General features: G+C 33.7%; 8 protein-coding genes. All 8 read left to right on the top strand.

Features of this window, described 5'->3' with window-relative positions:
• The first annotated feature begins 15 nt into the window (after positions 1–15).
• The 8 genes from DK442_RS11395 to DK442_RS11365 all read left to right on the top strand — a co-directional run bounded on the left by DK442_RS11395 (position 16) and on the right by DK442_RS11365 (position 17,365).
• Positions 16–2,436 carry an ABC transporter permease gene (locus tag DK442_RS11395; protein WP_109436008.1) on the top strand — a complete coding sequence of 807 codons (2,421 nt, stop codon included), beginning with the start codon at positions 16–18 and terminating at the stop codon, positions 2,434–2,436.
• A 28-nt stretch (positions 2,437–2,464) separates the two neighbouring features.
• Positions 2,465–2,626, top strand: a complete 162-nt coding sequence (locus DK442_RS28205) for a hypothetical protein (protein ID WP_160114134.1) — start codon at positions 2,465–2,467, stop codon at positions 2,624–2,626.
• A 96-nt stretch (positions 2,627–2,722) separates the two neighbouring features.
• Positions 2,723–5,191, top strand: coding sequence for an ABC transporter permease (locus tag DK442_RS11390; RefSeq protein WP_109436007.1), 2,469 nt, complete (start codon positions 2,723–2,725; stop codon positions 5,189–5,191).
• Between the two features lie 13 nt (positions 5,192–5,204).
• Complete coding sequence (locus DK442_RS11385) at positions 5,205–7,562, top strand: ABC transporter permease (protein ID WP_109436006.1); 2,358 nt, start codon at positions 5,205–5,207, stop codon at positions 7,560–7,562.
• Between the two features lie 94 nt (positions 7,563–7,656).
• Positions 7,657–9,981, top strand: a complete 2,325-nt coding sequence (locus tag DK442_RS11380; protein ID WP_200825108.1) for an ABC transporter permease — start codon at positions 7,657–7,659, stop codon at positions 9,979–9,981.
• Positions 9,982–10,012: 31 nt separating this feature from the next.
• Positions 10,013–12,430, top strand: coding sequence for an ABC transporter permease (locus tag DK442_RS11375; RefSeq protein ID WP_109436004.1), 2,418 nt, complete (start codon positions 10,013–10,015; stop codon positions 12,428–12,430).
• 10 nt (positions 12,431–12,440) lie between these two features.
• A complete protein-coding gene (locus DK442_RS11370; RefSeq protein WP_109436003.1) occupies positions 12,441–14,948 on the top strand; it encodes an ABC transporter permease in 2,508 nt (835 codons plus the stop codon).
• Positions 14,949–14,959: 11 nt separating this feature from the next.
• Positions 14,960–17,365 carry an ABC transporter permease gene (locus DK442_RS11365; RefSeq protein ID WP_109436002.1) on the top strand — a complete coding sequence of 802 codons (2,406 nt, stop codon included), beginning with the start codon at positions 14,960–14,962 and terminating at the stop codon, positions 17,363–17,365.
• Positions 17,366–17,380 lie beyond the last annotated feature (15 nt).

The raw sequence follows: 17,380 nt of genomic DNA, 5'->3' as shown, positions 1-17,380 counted from the left end.
AAAACGACCAGAGATATGTATAATTTATATTTCAAAATAGCAATCAGATATCTTTTAAAGAATAAACGCTATTCTTTTATTAATATTCTGGGCTTAGCTATTGGAGTAGCGTCTTTTATTTTGATCATGGTTTATGTGAATTATGAAAATAATTATGACAAGTTTACAGGATCTGAAAATGTGTACAGGGTATACATGGATTATAAAAAAGGAGATCATTTTATACAAGGCGATGCACAGACTTATAATATGGCGGGGCCAACATTTGAAAAAGAATTTCCAGAAGTATTAGACTATACACGGTTTTATAGATTAGACAAAACTACACTTAAAATAAAAGATAAAGTAATAGAAGAAACCAACGGAAATGTAGCTGACCCTTCCTATTTTGAGATATTTAATCAAACATTACTCAAAGGAGATTTAGCTACTGCATTGGTAGAACCTAATAGTATTGTATTGACTGAAACGGTTGCAGCAAAACTCTTTGGTAATGATAACCCCTTAGGGAAAACCATATCTGTTTTTTGGGGAGATCCTACCTTGGCAACGGTTACAGGAATAATGAAAGATATTCCTGAGAATACACATTTTAAGATTAGTTATTTGTTATCCTATACTACCATGAAGGGATGGGAAGCTATTGATGAGAATCAAAAAATACCCAATTGGAATAATAATGTGTTTTATACATATTTAAAACTTAGCCCAAACGCAGATATAACAGCTTTACGCAAAAAAATAATCGAAAGTGATTTTGAAGATGATCCCGATGAAAGGCATAATATAGAACCCATCGAGGATATTCATTTATATTCTAATAAACCCTATGAAGCCGAATTAAATGGAAGTGTAGTTAGAGTTAAGTTTTTAACAGCAATCGCCTTTATTATTTTAATACTCTCTTGGCTAAATTATATTAATTTATCTACTACCAAATCATTAGAACGAGCAAAAGAAATAGGGATTAGAAAAGTAGCTGGTGCCCAAAAACAACAACTTATTATTCAATCCTTGTTAGAATCAATTATCCTTAATATGATTGCTATAATAATGGCAATTACAATTACCATTATTATATTACCACTGTACAACTCGTTTACAGGAAAAGCATTGACTTTTGAACTAGCGAGTTTAATAAATATCCTCCCAATTTTAGGATTCATTCTTCTGGGAATGATGCTTGCAGGCCTATACCCTGCAATGTTACTAAGTAATTATTCTCCTTCAAAAGCATTAAAAGGGAAAATAAGAACTTCGGCTAGCGGATTAAACATTCGTAAAGGGCTAATTATTACACAATTTCTGGCTACCATAGTGTTATTAATTGGAACCATAGTAGTTACAAAGCAGATCAATTATATACAGAAACAGCCTATTGGTTCTGATCTTAATAATATTGTAGCCATACATGGAGAGATTTTAAATAAAAAATCTGATTCCTTGCTAATTCAAGATTTTACTGCACTTAGTAGTGAAATAAGAAAATTATCAATGGTCAAAGATGTGACAACAACTCAAACATATCCTGGAGATGGTTATGAAAATCTATCTTCTTTTATGGGGATTACGCATCCAGATGGCACAGAAGAAGGAAACGTAGTATATTATAATTATAGAGTAGAATCAAACTATTTTGATCTGATGGATATTGAGTTTTTAGCAGGTAGTACTTTTCTTCCAAATAGTAAAAGAAATGATAGAAACCTGGTTATTAATGAAAAATTCGCAAAAGAAGTAGGTATTGCCAACCCTAAAGCAGCAATCAATCAAAAAGTAAAATTTTGGGATGTAGAATGGAATATCATAGGAGTCATCAAAAATTATCATCACTTTGGTTTGAAAACCCCTATGCAGCCTGTAATGATTCGATATGGAAAAACAAGAAACAATCTGTTGGTAAAGTTAGATCCAGAGGTGGCTTCAACAATAGGATATCAAAACTCATTGTCACAGTTACAAAATGTTTGGGAAGAAGTTTTTCCCGAAAGTACGTTCAATTATACTTTTATTAATAAAAAGTTTCAAGCGCAGTACGAAGAGGATACTAAGTTTAGTGAAGCGTTTAAGGTATTTACCGCGTTGGCCATCTTTATTGCTGCATTAGGCCTGTTCGGGCTTACTTCTTATACCTGTATACAACGAAAAAAAGAAATCGGAATCCGAAAAGTAAACGGAGCCTCGATTTTTAAAATATTAAAACTATTAAATATAGATTTTATCAAGTGGGTGGGGATTGCATTTATTATCGCTGTTCCTATAGCATGGTATGCTATGAATTCATGGTTAGAAAACTTTGCAGTAAAAACTAACATAAGCTGGTGGGTATTTATACTGGCAGGGATTATGGCATTAGGAATTACACTCCTTACAGTGAGCTGGCAAAGTTTTATGGCTGCAAATGGAAACCCTGTGGATGCCTTAAGAGATGAATAACTATTAATAGTCTAAAAATGTTAATACCATGGAAGAGATAAAAGAACAAATAGAGAAAGAAAAAGTAGGGTTAGAACTACGCCTTTTCATTGTTAACAATTTACCTGCTCTTAATGAGATGGAATTACATTCTGTTACATTTTTGATGGAAGAGATTATAAAAACAAAAGATTGTAATGAGCAGTGTTGATTCAAATAAAAACCTTTGTTAATACAGATAATGGCCATTATAGATGCTTTTTGGTTGGATACAGGATATGTAGAATAAAATAACACAGATAATATTATGAACACGCACATATTAAAAGCGATTATTAGAAATGTATGGAAGAAGAAATTCTTGTCATCAACAAAAATTTTAGGGCTAATTGTTGGGTTTACAGTGTTCATTTTTCTTCTTGAAAAAATAAAACATGAAACTAGTTACGATACATTCTGGAAAGATTCTGAATCTATTTATAGAGTAGGTTTAGATTTAAAATATAAGGATGGTGAAGAAGTAAGGTCTGCAAAAAACTTTGGTGGGTCCTCAGAGCTTTTAGAAGCAGAAATACCAGGTGTTGTCGCTCAGTGTAATTTTGGTAGAGATGTGGTAACTATTTTTAATGGTCCTCAACAAAAAATACAAGATGTTGATTTTGTTTGGAGTGACCCTTCTTTTTTCTCAGTTTTTGATCGTAAAATCATCACTGCCGAGACGAATTCTTTACTAGAAAATATTCATGGTATAGCCATTTCACAATCTTTTGCAAAAAAATTATACGGAGAAGAAAGCCCATTAGGAAAGGAACTAACTGTCAATGAAGGGTGGAAATTTGTTGTTGACGCAGTTTTTGAAGATATCCCCAGCAATAGCCACATGAATATTGATGTTATTGGAACTTTTAAAACACTGTTTTATTATCTTCAAAATTTTGACAATAAAAATCAAGTATTGGTTGACAATCCTGATTATGAATATCAAAGGGCAACTCCATATGAAACAAAACGATGGCAAGCACCGGTACAATATCGATCCTATTGCTATATCAAACTAGACAAAAATACATCAATCAATGCGATAGAAAGTCGATTAGGTGGTTTGCTTGGTAAGGTGGCGCTTCCACAAAAATTAAAGGAGGCTAAAATGAATTTTATATTACAACCTATAGCTGATATCCATTTAAAATCTAAACTTGATCATGAACTATCGGTTAATGGAGAACAAACGCAAGTATTTTTCCTGTCGATAATTATTCTAGTAGTGTTACTTGTATGTCTTATCAATTTTATTAATCTAAATACGATTACAACTCTCGAAAATGCTAAAAACTATTCAATAAGAATACTTAATGGTTCTGGATATAATCAAGTGTTCTACTTAATGTTTGTAGAAACGATATTGTTTAATATTGTTGCTATTATTGTCTCTATACCAATAGCACATTATTTGATCGATTCGCAACTTCCAATTGATGGAATCACATTTTCTACATATGCACTATTAGGAACTATTGGGATAGTTGTTGTGGGTATTGCTTCTATTGTACCGTTTATGTCGGTGATCAAGAACAAGGCTTTCTCGGTAGTTAAAAAAGGTGATCAAAAACTACATCAAAAATGGACAAGTCAAAAAGTAATGGTCACCTTACAATTTTCAATCACCATTGTATTGATGATTTGTACCGTTGGAATTTATAAGCAGATGCAATTTATGATGGATAAGGAATTAGGATTTAATGGTACGCAAACGATATTCAGTTTTACGCCTATGACGATGAATCAACATCCTGATCTTGTGAGTAGACTCTCTACTTTTAAAAACGAGGTATCTGCATTAGGAGGCGTTGCTTCATTTTCGGCGAGTTCATCAATACCAGGTAAAGCGATTACTCGTCTAAATGATCAGGTAAAAGCTGTAGTAGCTGCTAAGCCTTATCCGGTAACCTTTAACCAGATTAGTATTGATGATGGATATTTGGATACTTATGATATTCCCCTAATTGCAGGTAAGAATTTAAACCCCGAAAACAATTGGAAATCTAATGGGATATTAATTAATGAAACGGCACTTTCTAAAATGGGCAATATTCAAGCTGATAATGTTATAGGAAATGCTATTACTATTGGCAATAAAAATTATCGAATACAAGGTGTAGTAGAAGATTATCATCATGTTTCACTTCACAAAACTGTACAACCAACTATTTATATCCAGAACCTGGAGTGGGATCATGCTGTTGGGTATTACTCATTTAAATTAAAATCAAATACTATTGCGGGGACTATGGATCAAATAGCCCAAATTTGGAATGAATTGTATCCTAAAGAAGAGTTTATCTTTAATTTCTCTAATACAGTTTTTCAAAACCAATATGCAAAGGATCAGAAATTCAGTCAGATTTTAAATTCCTCTACGATACTTGCCTTATTTATTTCATGTATAGGTTTATTAGGAGTTGCACTATTTAATACCAGGAAACGAGTCAAAGAAATAGGTATTCGAAAAGTAAACGGAGCAAAGGTTAAACAGATCTTATTTACACTTAATAAAGATTTTATAAAATGGGTAACCATTGCTTATGTATTAGCGTGTCCTATTGCTTGGTATGCATTGAATATATGGCTGGAGAATTTTGCTTATAAAACAACTTTGGGGTTATGGGTATATGTTTTGGCTGGTCTAGGGGCGTTAACGATTGCATTATTGACAGTAAGTTGGCAAAGCTTTATAGCCGCGAGTAGAAATCCTATAGAGGCATTAAGAGAAGAATAAAAAAAAAGAAATCATGTTTATACGAAGACTGCGATTATTTTTTAGACAAATAAAAAAATCGAAACTCACTTTTTTTATCAATCTTGTTGGTATGATCAGTGGACTAACATGCGTATTGTTTATCTACTTATGGGTAAGTGATGAGCTAAATGTTGACAAATTTCATGAAAAGGACGGTCAACTTGTTCAAATCATGCAGAAACAAATAGATACCGATCAAAAAATAGTATACCCAAATCAGTCTGCTTATTTAGCGGATGCACTAAAGGAAGATATTCCCGAAGTCGAAATGGCGGTTCGAACGATCAATGGACTTTATAAAAACACACTTTCAAATGCTGATATTGCATTAAAAGCAGAAGGACTTTATGCAGATCATGGTTTTTTTGATATGTTCAGTTTTTCACTGATTCAGGGTACTGAAAAAGAAGCATTAGAAGGAACAAATAACATGGTAATTTCTAGAGATTTGGCCACTAGTTTATTTGGTTCTGTAGATAATAGTATTGGTAAATCAATTAGCTTTAATAAAGATGAAACTTTTAAGGTATCAGCTGTTTTTGAGAATATTACTAGTGCGTCTACTTTAAAGTTTGATTTTGTATTACCTTTTGATGTTCTGTTTAGGCATTATCCATACCTATATAAAGACTGGAATTATAACTATGCAAGGACATTTGTGCTTTTAACACCAGAAACTACATTACAACAGCTCAATACAAAAATTGAAAAATATCTTACTACAAGGATAGAAGATAGTACAAATCTTTTGCTAGCCAGACCTTTTTCAGAGGGATATTTATATGGCAAATATGAAGATGGAGTTCAAACTGGAGGGCGTATTGATTATGTTCGTCTATTTTTCGTTATTGGTTTTTTTATTCTGTTTATAGCTTGTATTAATTTTATGAATTTGTCCACAGCTCATGCCTCATTACGTACTAAGGAAATCGGACTAAGAAAAGCTTTAGGAGGTAAAAGAAAATCTCTTGTTTTTCAGTTTTTATGGGAATCTACTTTTTTGGTTTCAATTGCTCTTATTGTATCAATAGTACTTGTGATTGTTTTGTTACCATTTTTTAATGAGCTTACTAATAAAACGATGGTATTTAGGATGACAAAAGAAATGGTGTTGTTTCTCATTGGAGTTAACTTAGTGACGGGTTTAGTAGCAGGAATGTATCCGGCATTTTATATATCTGGATTTAACATCGTACAGGCTTTAACGGGTAAGCTTAAAACCACATTTAGTGAGTTTTGGGTACGAAAAGGTTTAGTAGTATTTCAATTTTCAATATCTGTTATTTTAATTATAGGTGTACTGATTATTTATAAACAGATAAGCTTGATGCAAAATACAAATCAAGGTTTTGACCGCGAAAATATTGTCTATTTTTCGTTAGAAGGAACTCTAGAAAACAATCCAAAAACTTTTCTTGAAGAAGTCAAAAATCTTGCAGGAGTAAAAAATGCATCGATTGCTAACTCTGGTTTTTTTGGCGGTCATGGAGGCACTTCAGGTATTACATGGGAAGGAAAAAATGAAGAAGACAACACGCAAATGAGTTATTTGGTTACAGACTATGATATGATTGAACTTATGGGGATGGAAATTCTAGAAGGAAGGTCATTTTCAAGAGATTTTGGATCAGATAGTACAAAGATCATATTCAATGAAGCTGCAATCAAAAAAATGGGGCTAAAAGATCCTATTGGAGCAAAAATAACATTGTGGGACACGCCTATGGAGATAGTAGGAGTGGTTAAGAATTTTCATTTCGAATCACTTCAGGAAGAATTAAAACCAATCTTTATGTACATGCAACCCCAGAGACTTAATACTGTAATGCTAAAATTAGAAAAAGGTGATTTAGCTAAGACAATCGATGAATTAACCAGATTTTATGAAAAATACAATCCTGGATTTCCTTTAGAATATAAATTTTTAGATGCTGACTTTCAAAAATTATATAAGGCAGAACGTATGGTGTCGTCATTATCAAAATACTTTGCAGGTCTCGCCATTATAATATCTTGTTTGGGACTTTTTGGCCTGGCTATTTTTACTGCTCAACGAAGACGAAAAGAAATTAGTATTAGAAAGGTGCTAGGGCAAAGTACTTCTCAAGTGACCATGATGCTATCTGGTGAATTTGCAAAATTAGTCTTAATAGCAATTAGTATTGCACTTCCTGTCGCATATCTATTAGCTAGTGATTGGCTTTCGGGTTTTGCATATAAAATTCCCTTGAAAATTTGGTACTTCTTTGTGGCTGGCTTTGTGGCCTTGTTGGTAGCTATGCTTACTGTAGGGGCACAGGCAATAGGTGCAGCAAATAAAAATCCAATAGATGGATTAAGAGAAGAATAAATTTCATCAACGATTCAATCAAAGACAAACAATTATGTTTAAACACAATGTAAAATTATTTCTCAGAACTATAAAGAGGTACAAAACCACATTTATGATTAATGTTATAGGACTATCTTCGGGATTGGCCTGTGTGTTTTTAATAGCTCTTTGGGTATTAGATGAGGTTCAAGTAGATAAATTTCATGAAAATGATGAATACCTGTATCAGGTATGGAATAAGTTTGAAAGTCGTGAAGGCCCTAGAGTCCTTAATTGGACCCCAAGTATTTTGGCAGAAACAATGGCCGATAAATTACCCGAAGTAAAATATGCAGCATCCCAAACAGTGCCTGCACAATTTGCTAAAACACCACTTCGAGTAAATAACAAAATTATAAAAACTGCTGGTGTATTTGCTGGCAAAGACTATTTTAATATATTTTCTTATCCTTTGATAGAAGGAAATAAAAATCAGGTACTAGAGGAAATTAATTCGATTGTGATTTCAGAATCTCTGGCAAATCAACTTTTTGGATCTCCAAAAGAAGTAGTAGGAAAAGTAATCGAATGGGATGCAATGGGCATGCTAGGAAAACATCAAGTGAGTGGTGTTTTTAAAGATATTCCTACTAATTCAACAACTCATTTCGATTTTATATTACCATTAGCGGCATATAAAAAAGGAATTATACATAATGGCGGAAAAAATGATTGGGTTAATAATAACCCGATAACGTATATTTTACTAAATGAAGGAACGAATGTACAGGAATTTGCTGCTAAAATAGAAAACTTCTCGAAGCTACAAGACGAAGATGTTGAAGCAGATCTTATAATCACTAAATACTCATCTAATTATCTGTACAGTAATTTTGAAAATGGGAAACAAACTTCTGGACGCATGAATTATGTATACTTATTTTCCTGTATTGCATTATTTATTTTGACCATTGCTTGTATCAATTTCATGAATCTTTCTACAGCGAATGCATCAAGACGTTTAAAAGAAATAGGGGTTAAAAAAGCATTGGGATCCAAAAGAACTACGCTTATTACACAGTATTTTGGAGAATCGGTAATGACTGCGTTTATTTCTCTATTATTTGCGCTTTTAGTAGTGTTTCTTTTTATCCCACAATTTAATGTAATTACTGGTAAAACATTATCCTTAAGTTTTGAGCCTTTGACTTTTGGTTTACTATTATTGATTGCTCTTTTTACTGGGGTATTGGCAGGAAGTTATCCTGCATTACATCTTTCTCGTTTTAAACCGGTAACCATTTTAAGAGGTCAATTAAAAAATTCTTGGGGAGAGGTTTGGGTCAGAAAAGGGTTAGTGATATTTCAATTTTCATTATCAATTATTTTAATTATAGCAGTGTTATTAGTTTCTCAACAAGTGGATTATGTACGGTCCAAAAACTTGGGAATGGATAAGGACAATGTTGTTTATTTTAGTCAGGAGGGTCACTTAAGACAAAATGCTGAGGCATTTTTAAAAGAATTAAAAACGTTTCCAAACATAGTTAATGCTGCTATGACCAGTCAAAATATCATAGGAACAAACATTAATACAACCGGGGGGGTAGTTTGGACAGGTAACGAAGAAGAACGTCAATCCCGTTTTAAAACACTTCGTATAGGTCATGATTTTATAGAGACCATGGATATGAAAGTTAAAGAAGGTAGATCCTTTTCTCGGCAGTTTCCCGCAGACAGTGCTGCAATAGTTTTTAATGAAACCGCCATAAAGATGATGGGGATCAAAAATCCAATTGGAAAAACAATTCGTTACGGATCTACTCAATATACGATTATAGGAATCTTAAAAGACTTTCATTTTCAATCTTTTCGAGAAACTGTACGTCCCATGTTTTTTAGATTAAATAATAATAGATCCAATTTAGAATTTGTAGTTCGAATTGCTAGTGGAACAGAAAAAGAAACACTTACTATGCTTGCAGATGCATATGCCAAATTTAATCCTGGGTATGTATTTGAATATAGTTTCTTAGACACAGATTTTCAGGCACAGTATGCAGCAGAACAACGTGTAGCTTCCTTATCAAAGTATTTTGCGGGCCTAGCTATTTTAATCTCTTGTCTAGGTTTGTTTGGTTTAGCGATGTATACAGCAGAGCGAAGACGAAAAGAGATTAGTATTAGAAAAGTACTGGGGCAAAGCGTTTCTCAGGTTACAATTATGTTATCTGGCGAATTTGCGAAGTTAGTATTGATAGCTATAGGTATTGCAATACCCATAGCATATCTATTGGCAGGTAATTGGTTATCAGGTTTTGCATATAGAATCCCTTTAAAAATATGGTATTTCATAGGTGCAGGTTGTATAGCCTTATTTGTTGCTTTGCTCACGGTTGGATCACAAGCAATAGGTGCAGCAAATAAAAACCCTGTTGATGGATTAAAAGAAGAATAAGGAGAATCAGAATATCAAAAAACAAAAAGTTATGTTTAAAAATTATATCAAAATAGCCTGGAGGAACTTATTAAAAAACAAGTTTTTTTCACTCATCAATATCTTTGGGTTAGCAGTAGGATTGGCTACATGTTTTCTTTTGATGTTATATGTATTTAGTGAAACAAGTTATGATAAGCATCATAAGGATATAAATCAGATATATCGCATAGCTCTAGAAGCTGATGGAGAAAAATGGGCTGCAGGTCCTGCACCATTAGCCCAAGGTTTGGCCTCTGATTTCCCTGAAATTGAAGAGGCAACACGTATCCTTAATTTTCCGACAACAGATAAAATGCTTTTAAAAGATGAGAGTACTAATATTAAATTTTATGAAACCAATGGGTATTATGTAGATTCTACTTTTTTTAAAGTATTCACATATGATTTTTCTTACGGAGATCTAAAAACGGCACTCAATCAACCTAATACCGTAGTGATTTCTGAAGCTATTGCCCATAAATTATATGGTAATGCAAATCCAATTGATAAAGTAATTAATATTGAAATCCCCTACGGAAAATACAATTACACCGTTAAAGGAGTTTTTAAAAACAATAGCACTAAGTCGCATATTAATGCAAACCTTTTTCTCTCTATGCAAAACACAGATATAGGAGAGTGGGTAGGTCAACAAACCAACTGGGCATACAATAATATCTTTCATACGTATATCAAACTTGGAAAAGGAACGAACACTATTGCTTTTGAAGAAAAGCTACCTGCTTTTCTAGAACGTAACGCTGCTGTTGATTTTAAGGAAATGAACCTTTCTAAACAACTATTTCTGCAGCCGGTAAAAGATATTTACCTAAAATCTGATATAGGTAATGAACTTTCTGTAAATGGTAACATGACATACCTGTATATTTTTGGTTCTATAGCAGCTTTCTTATTGCTGATTGCATGTATTAATTTCATGAATCTTTCTACAGCGCGTTCAGAAAAAAGAGCAAAAGAAGTAGGAGTACGCAAAGTAATGGGAGCACATAAAAAATCATTGATATTTCAGTATTTGGGGGAATCTTTGATGATGTCTGTATTGGCGTTAGGCCTTTCTGTGGTGATTGTAGTATTATTTTTACCAATTTTTAATAAGTTTTCACAGAAAGAGCTTGTCTTTTTAGAGAGCCCGCAACTCATATTCTGGGGTATTGGCCTTACACTTTTTACAGGCCTTCTTTCGGGATTGTACCCTGCATTTTACTTGTCTTCTTTTAAGATAACAACCGTATTAAAAGGAAAACTAGTCAATAGCTTTTCTGCAACTTTTATTCGCAAAGGATTGGTCGTTTTTCAATTCGCAATATCGGTATGCTTAATTTTAGTAGCGGTTGTCATCGCAAAACAATTAGATTTTATTAAGAACCAAGACCTTGGGTTTAAAAAAGATCAACAAATTATATTACCCTTGCGAAGCACGACTGCAGTAGATAATTACAATGCTTTCAAAAATGAAATGCTTAAGAACCCAAAAGTAGCTTCGGTTTCTGCGGGATCTACTTATCCGGGTTTTGACCTGGTACAGGATATGTTCATTTATGCTGAAGATAAATCCTTGGATGATAAAGTCGAAATTCATTATGCCCAGGCCAATGAAGATTATATCAAAACATTGGGGTATACATTAATAAAAGGTAGGCTTTTATCTACAAATCCAGAAGCAGATCTTGATGGAGTAGTACTTAATGAAACTGCTATTAAACAACTAGGATATGATGCTAATAATGCCATAGGAAAAAAAGTACATTACGAGTTTGATAATCAGCAACAGTCATTACAAATTGTTGGTGTAATTAAAGATTTTCATTCACGTAGCTTCCATAAAAGCATTTTGCCTTATGCTATACGAAAATTTGATAAGGGTAATCAGCCCAATTATTTTATTGTAAATATTAAAGAAGGGCAATTTGATAATGCATTGTCTAGTGTGAAAGGAGTTTGGGAAAAAATAAATCCTGAAGTTCCATTTCAATATTCTTTTTTAGATCAGGATTTCCAAAGAAATTATGAACGAGAACAACGTATGTCTAATGTAATTATGTGTTTTACATTCATTGCCATTTTTATAGCGTGTCTGGGATTATTAGGATTGGCTTCGTTTACAACAGAACAACGAAAAAAAGAAGTCGGAATACGTAGGGTTCTTGGGGCGTCTGTATTAGGAATTACCACGTTACTGTCTAAGGATTTTTTAAAGTTGGTGGTTATCGCTATTCTTTTTGCAAGTCCGATTTCATATTATCTCGGGAGCAGATGGCTAGAAGGTTTTGCATATCATATTAATATTAGTTGGGGATTATTTGTTATTGCTGGTGGAGTAGCATTAGGTATCGCTTTTGCAACGGTAAGTTTTCAGGTTATAAAAGCAGCTGTATCTAACCCTGTTAAAAGTTTACGAACAGAATAAAAGGAAAATTATGATTAAGAATTATATCAAAATAGCCTGGAGAAATGCCATTCGACAAAAACAATTTACAATTCTAAATATATTAGGACTTAGCATCGGTATTGCAACTTGTTTTATTATTGGCTTATATGTTCATAGCGAAATGACGTATGATACCTTTCATGAAAAAGCAGATCGTATATACAGAGTGAATCAACCCAATATTTGGGGAGATTGGGACGAAATGGTTTCTAGCACAGGACCTAATGTAGCTACCGCACTAAGAGCAGATGCACCAGAGTTTGAAGAAGTAACAAGACTTTTGAGTACCGGAAGACAAACAATTCGTGCTAACCATAATAATAAAGTTAATTTCTATAATGAAAGCCGTTACTTTGCCGCCGAAGAGAATGTTTTTGATGTATTTTCCTTTCAGTTTCTTCAGGGAGATCCCAAAACAGCACTTAGTGAGCCTCTTACTATGGTGATGACCAAAGAAACAGCAGAACGTTATTTTGGTGATGATGACCCTATGGGAAAAACATTGGAGGTTAAGGATTATGATGGTTCCTGGAAAACATATACTGTACAAGGTATTATTGCTGAGGTTCCTTATAAATCGCACCTTCAGTTTGATATGATCGTTTCTTTAAAAAGCTATTCAGAAATGATGGATGCTAATGGATGGAAATGGATATGGACAGCATTTGCAACCTATGGTCTGGTAAAAGAAGGAACCGATATGAAGGCATTTACTGATAAAATTCAGGCAATACCCCCAAAATGGGCTCCACCAACAACCGAACGTATTTTTAACCAGACATTTGATGAGTTTACAGCTGGACATGCCTGGACATTAAATCTTCAACCACTTAGAGAGATATACTTATCAGAATCTCCTAATTTTAATGTTTTTGGACCTTCTGGTAATCCTATGTTTGTGAACATATTTGGAGCTATTGGTATTCTGGTACTTATTTTATCTAGTATCAATTTCATGAACCTTTCTACAGCGCGATCCTCCAAAAGAGCAAAGGAGATAGGAGTAAGAAAAGTTCTGGGATCAAAACGAAAAGCATTGATCAAACAGTTTGTATTAGAATCAACACTTTTTGTATTGGCAGGTACGATTATCGCTTTGGTATTAGTACAAGTATCCTTACATACATTTAACGATATTGCAGAGGTACAACTAGCATTAATTCCGTACCTCATCAATCCCATATTTTTGGGAATCGTGGTACTATTTATATTAGGCTTAGGTCTTATATCTGGAAGTTATCCGGCTTTTTATCTTTCTATGTTTGAACCTGTAGAAACACTAAAAGGAAAAATCAGTAATAAGTTTAGAGGAAAAGGAATTAGAAACGGACTAGTGGTATTTCAATTTACCATTTCTATTGCATTGGTTATTTGTACACTATTTGTTCAAAAACAATTATCATATACTTCTACTCTTGATATAGGATTTGAAAAGGATAATATTTTGCAGATTCATAATATAGAACAGATGGGATTTGACACAGAATCACTTAAAGCAAAATTTGCATCAAACCCTGCATTTTCTAAAGTTGGTAAATCTTTTGGGATACCTCCAAACATATGGTCCGGAGATCGATACAAAGCTCTGGGACCCGAAAATGATGTGGTTCAGCTTAGAAATGTAAGAGCAGAAGAGGACTATCTCGATGTATTGGGAGTAGAATTTGTTGCAGGAGGTAATTTTGATTCCTCCCGACCTAATGATAAGTATAAAGTGATACTCAATGAGAAAGCAGTTAAAACATTAGGCTGGGGCTCAAAAGAAATGTATGCTTCAGACTCTCCAATCGGAAAAATAGTGGCTCTTGCTTCTGGAAGCGAGGATGAATTTGAAGTCTTGGGAGTGGTAAGGGATTTTAATTTTAATAGTGTACATCAGGAAATAGGACCATTGGTTATTATCCACCATCAAAATGATAAAGTTTGGGATTATGGAGGAGGATTGTCTTTTTACTCCATGAAACTTAATCCAGAAGTAGTGAAGACTGCAACTGACCTGCAAGCTTTGGTCGAAAATGTAAAAAATGAGATTGCACAGATGGATCCATCAGTACCTTTTGAGTATAGTTTTATGGATCAGGAATTTGAAAACACCTTCGAGTCAGAACAACGAATGGGAGTTGTACTAAATATATTCACTCTTATGGCGCTTATTATTGCATGTCTTGGATTATTTGGTTTGGCTGCCTTTACAGCAGAACAGCGGGTAAAAGAATTAAGTATTAGAAAAGTATTGGGAGCCAAAGTATCAGAATTAGCAGTATTATTTTCATCAGAATTTGCCAAACTTATAGGAGTTTCGATTCTGTTAGCTTCACCTCTTGCTTATTTTCTGGTTGATGAATGGCTTAAAGGATTTGCCTATAGAACCCCGATCGATATATGGGTATTTATATTGGCTGCACTATGTGCGGTGATTATTACATTGCTAACTGTTGGCTTTCAAACGGTTAAAGCAGCATCATCTAATCCAATACATAATTTACGAACCGAGTAAAAGAAAACGTGATGATTAAAAACTATATCAAAATAGCCTGGAGAAATCTTTTGAAAAATAAAGTGAATACTGCTATTAATATCTTTGGATTGTCCATAGGGATTAGTACTTGTATGGTCATATTGATTTTTGTGAGGTATGAATCTAGTTTTGATCACTATCACGAAAAAGCAGAAAACACGTATCGGGTAGTTCAACATAATCAATTACCCGATCAGACGTTATATTGGAATACTACGGCATATCCTTTAGCATCGGCACTACGTAATGATTTTCCCGAAATTGATATGGTTACTCAGACTGCTGGACCAGTAAGTCGCGAGTTTAGTATTGAAGACGGAGAAAGAGACTTAATACGATTCGAGGAATCTCATGTATTGTTTGCAGACCCTTTCTTTCTTAAAACATTTGATATCGAATGGATTGCAGGAGATTTCAATACTGCACTTTCAGATATCAATTCGATTATATTGACAGAAGAATTGGCGAACAAGTATTTTCCCGAACATAACGAGAATTATCAATCGATTCTGGGCAAAACCATAGCTCTACAAAGTAAAGATCCACTTAAAGTTACTGGTGTTATAAAAAGTGCTCCCGGAAACTCTAATCAACGATACAACATATTGATTCCGTATGAATTCTTTAAAATTAATAATCCCTATTTCTCAGGAAATTGGTCTGGGAATTACCAGGGAACGACCTATGTAGTTTTACAAAATGAAGAATTGAGGAAACCTCTAGAGGCTAAAATTGCTAGCTGGAAGAAAAAATACCTAAAACCAGAAGATGATAAACGTATTTCATATTTTCTTCAGCCATTAACAGAAATTCATAACGAAACATTATATGGCAGTAGCCCTGGCGGATATATTTTGCCGTCAAAAATTCTCTTTACGGCTTCGATTGTAGCCTTATTTATTTTGGTCATTGCTATCGTTAACTTTATCAATCTACTTACTGCACAATCGATATCTAGATCAAAAGAAGTAGGTATTCGCAAAGTCTTAGGGAGTAAAAGAAGAGATTTAATACGTCAGTTTGTATTTGAAAATAGTATCATTATTATAGGGACATTATGTATTTCTGTTGCTATTGTGAGTGCCTTACTACATCAGTTAAATACTAATTTATCTATTATTGATTTGAAGCTTCAGTTTGCCTGGAGTCATATAGGTTTGATTCTACTCATCGGTTGTTTTACCATTCTTCTGGCAGCTATTTATCCTGCTATCGTTCTTTCTGCATATAGACCAATACAAGCATTAAAAAATAGAATTCAGCTACGCGGAACGGGAAATTTTAATCTACGTAGATCATTAATTGTATTTCAGTTTGTTATTGTTCAGCTTTTTGTCATTGCAGCGATAGTTGTGGCTTTACAGATGAATTATTTTAAGAATGAATCTATGGGGTTTTCATCAAATGCTGTAGTGATGACACCAACACCAGAGTTTTCAAAATTGGAAGTGTTTAGAAACGTACTGTTAGAAAACAATAACATTTCTAAAGTTAGTTTTGGTTCTGGTCCTCCTATGGCAGTTCATGGCTTTCAGTTAGGAACAAGTTTTCGTCGTCCAGAACAGACAGTAGAAGAATCTTTGGATGCTGAGATGAAAATAGGAGATGTTAATTATCTGGATTTTTATGATTTAGAACTCCTGGCCGGAAGAAATTTTACTTCCAATAAAGAAACCTTTGATGAATTTATTGTGAATGAAACCTTACTGAAATCCTATAATTGGACACCAGAAGAGGCGATCGGAAAGAAAATTCAGATTAATGAAGGTCAAGCCACTATTGTTGGAGTAGTAAAAGACTATCATAATAATTCCTTTCAGTATGAGATTACTCCGTGTATTATTTTAAATTGGGAGTATTATCAAAACCAGGCATTTATCAAAATTGGAAATCAGAATTATGAATCCCTTGCGATGATTAAGGAGGTATGGGAAGATACGTTTACTTCTTCGATATATCGATATGATTTCTTAGACGATGCTATCGAAAAAGAATATGTTCTGGAGCGATTGGTGTTTAATGGATTTACCATTTTTTCTATTCTCGCCATATGCATAGGGTGTCTTGGTCTTTTTGGCTTGATGTCGTTTATTACTTCAAGAAAAACCAAAGAGATTGGAATTCGAAAGGTGATGGGAGCCAGCATCTTGCAAATTCTTTCTTTTTTTACAAAGGAGTTTATGCGCTTAGTCGCTTTGGCATTTATCATTGCCGTTCCTGTTGTATATTATCTTATGAATTTATGGCTTGAAGAGTTTACGTATCGTATTGATATATCGATTTGGATGCTTTTAAGTGGCGGACTAATCACTTTTATAATTTCAGTAATAACCTGTAGTTTTCAGTCCATAAAAGCAGCGTTGGCAAATCCGATTCATGCGCTTAGAGAAGAATAAAAACAATACATCAAT

The sequence above is a fragment of the Aquimarina sp. AU119 genome, assembly GCF_900312735.1.
In the GTDB taxonomy this organism is placed as follows: Bacteria; Bacteroidota; Bacteroidia; order Flavobacteriales; family Flavobacteriaceae; genus Aquimarina; species Aquimarina algiphila.
The sequence above is the reverse complement of the archived record's forward strand: the minus strand, read 5'-3'. Positions and strand labels throughout refer to the sequence as shown.

Coding starts and splice junctions, on each gene's coding strand:
- DK442_RS11395 (WP_109436008.1), top strand. CDS start 16: ATGTATAATTTATATTTCAAAATAGCAATCAGATATCTTTTAAAGAAT.
- DK442_RS28205 (WP_160114134.1), top strand. CDS start 2,465: ATGGAAGAGATAAAAGAACAAATAGAGAAAGAAAAAGTAGGGTTAGAA.
- DK442_RS11390 (WP_109436007.1), top strand. CDS start 2,723: ATGAACACGCACATATTAAAAGCGATTATTAGAAATGTATGGAAGAAG.
- DK442_RS11385 (WP_109436006.1), top strand. CDS start 5,205: ATGTTTATACGAAGACTGCGATTATTTTTTAGACAAATAAAAAAATCG.
- DK442_RS11380 (WP_200825108.1), top strand. CDS start 7,657: ATGATTAATGTTATAGGACTATCTTCGGGATTGGCCTGTGTGTTTTTA.
- DK442_RS11375 (WP_109436004.1), top strand. CDS start 10,013: ATGTTTAAAAATTATATCAAAATAGCCTGGAGGAACTTATTAAAAAAC.
- DK442_RS11370 (WP_109436003.1), top strand. CDS start 12,441: ATGATTAAGAATTATATCAAAATAGCCTGGAGAAATGCCATTCGACAA.
- DK442_RS11365 (WP_109436002.1), top strand. CDS start 14,960: ATGATTAAAAACTATATCAAAATAGCCTGGAGAAATCTTTTGAAAAAT.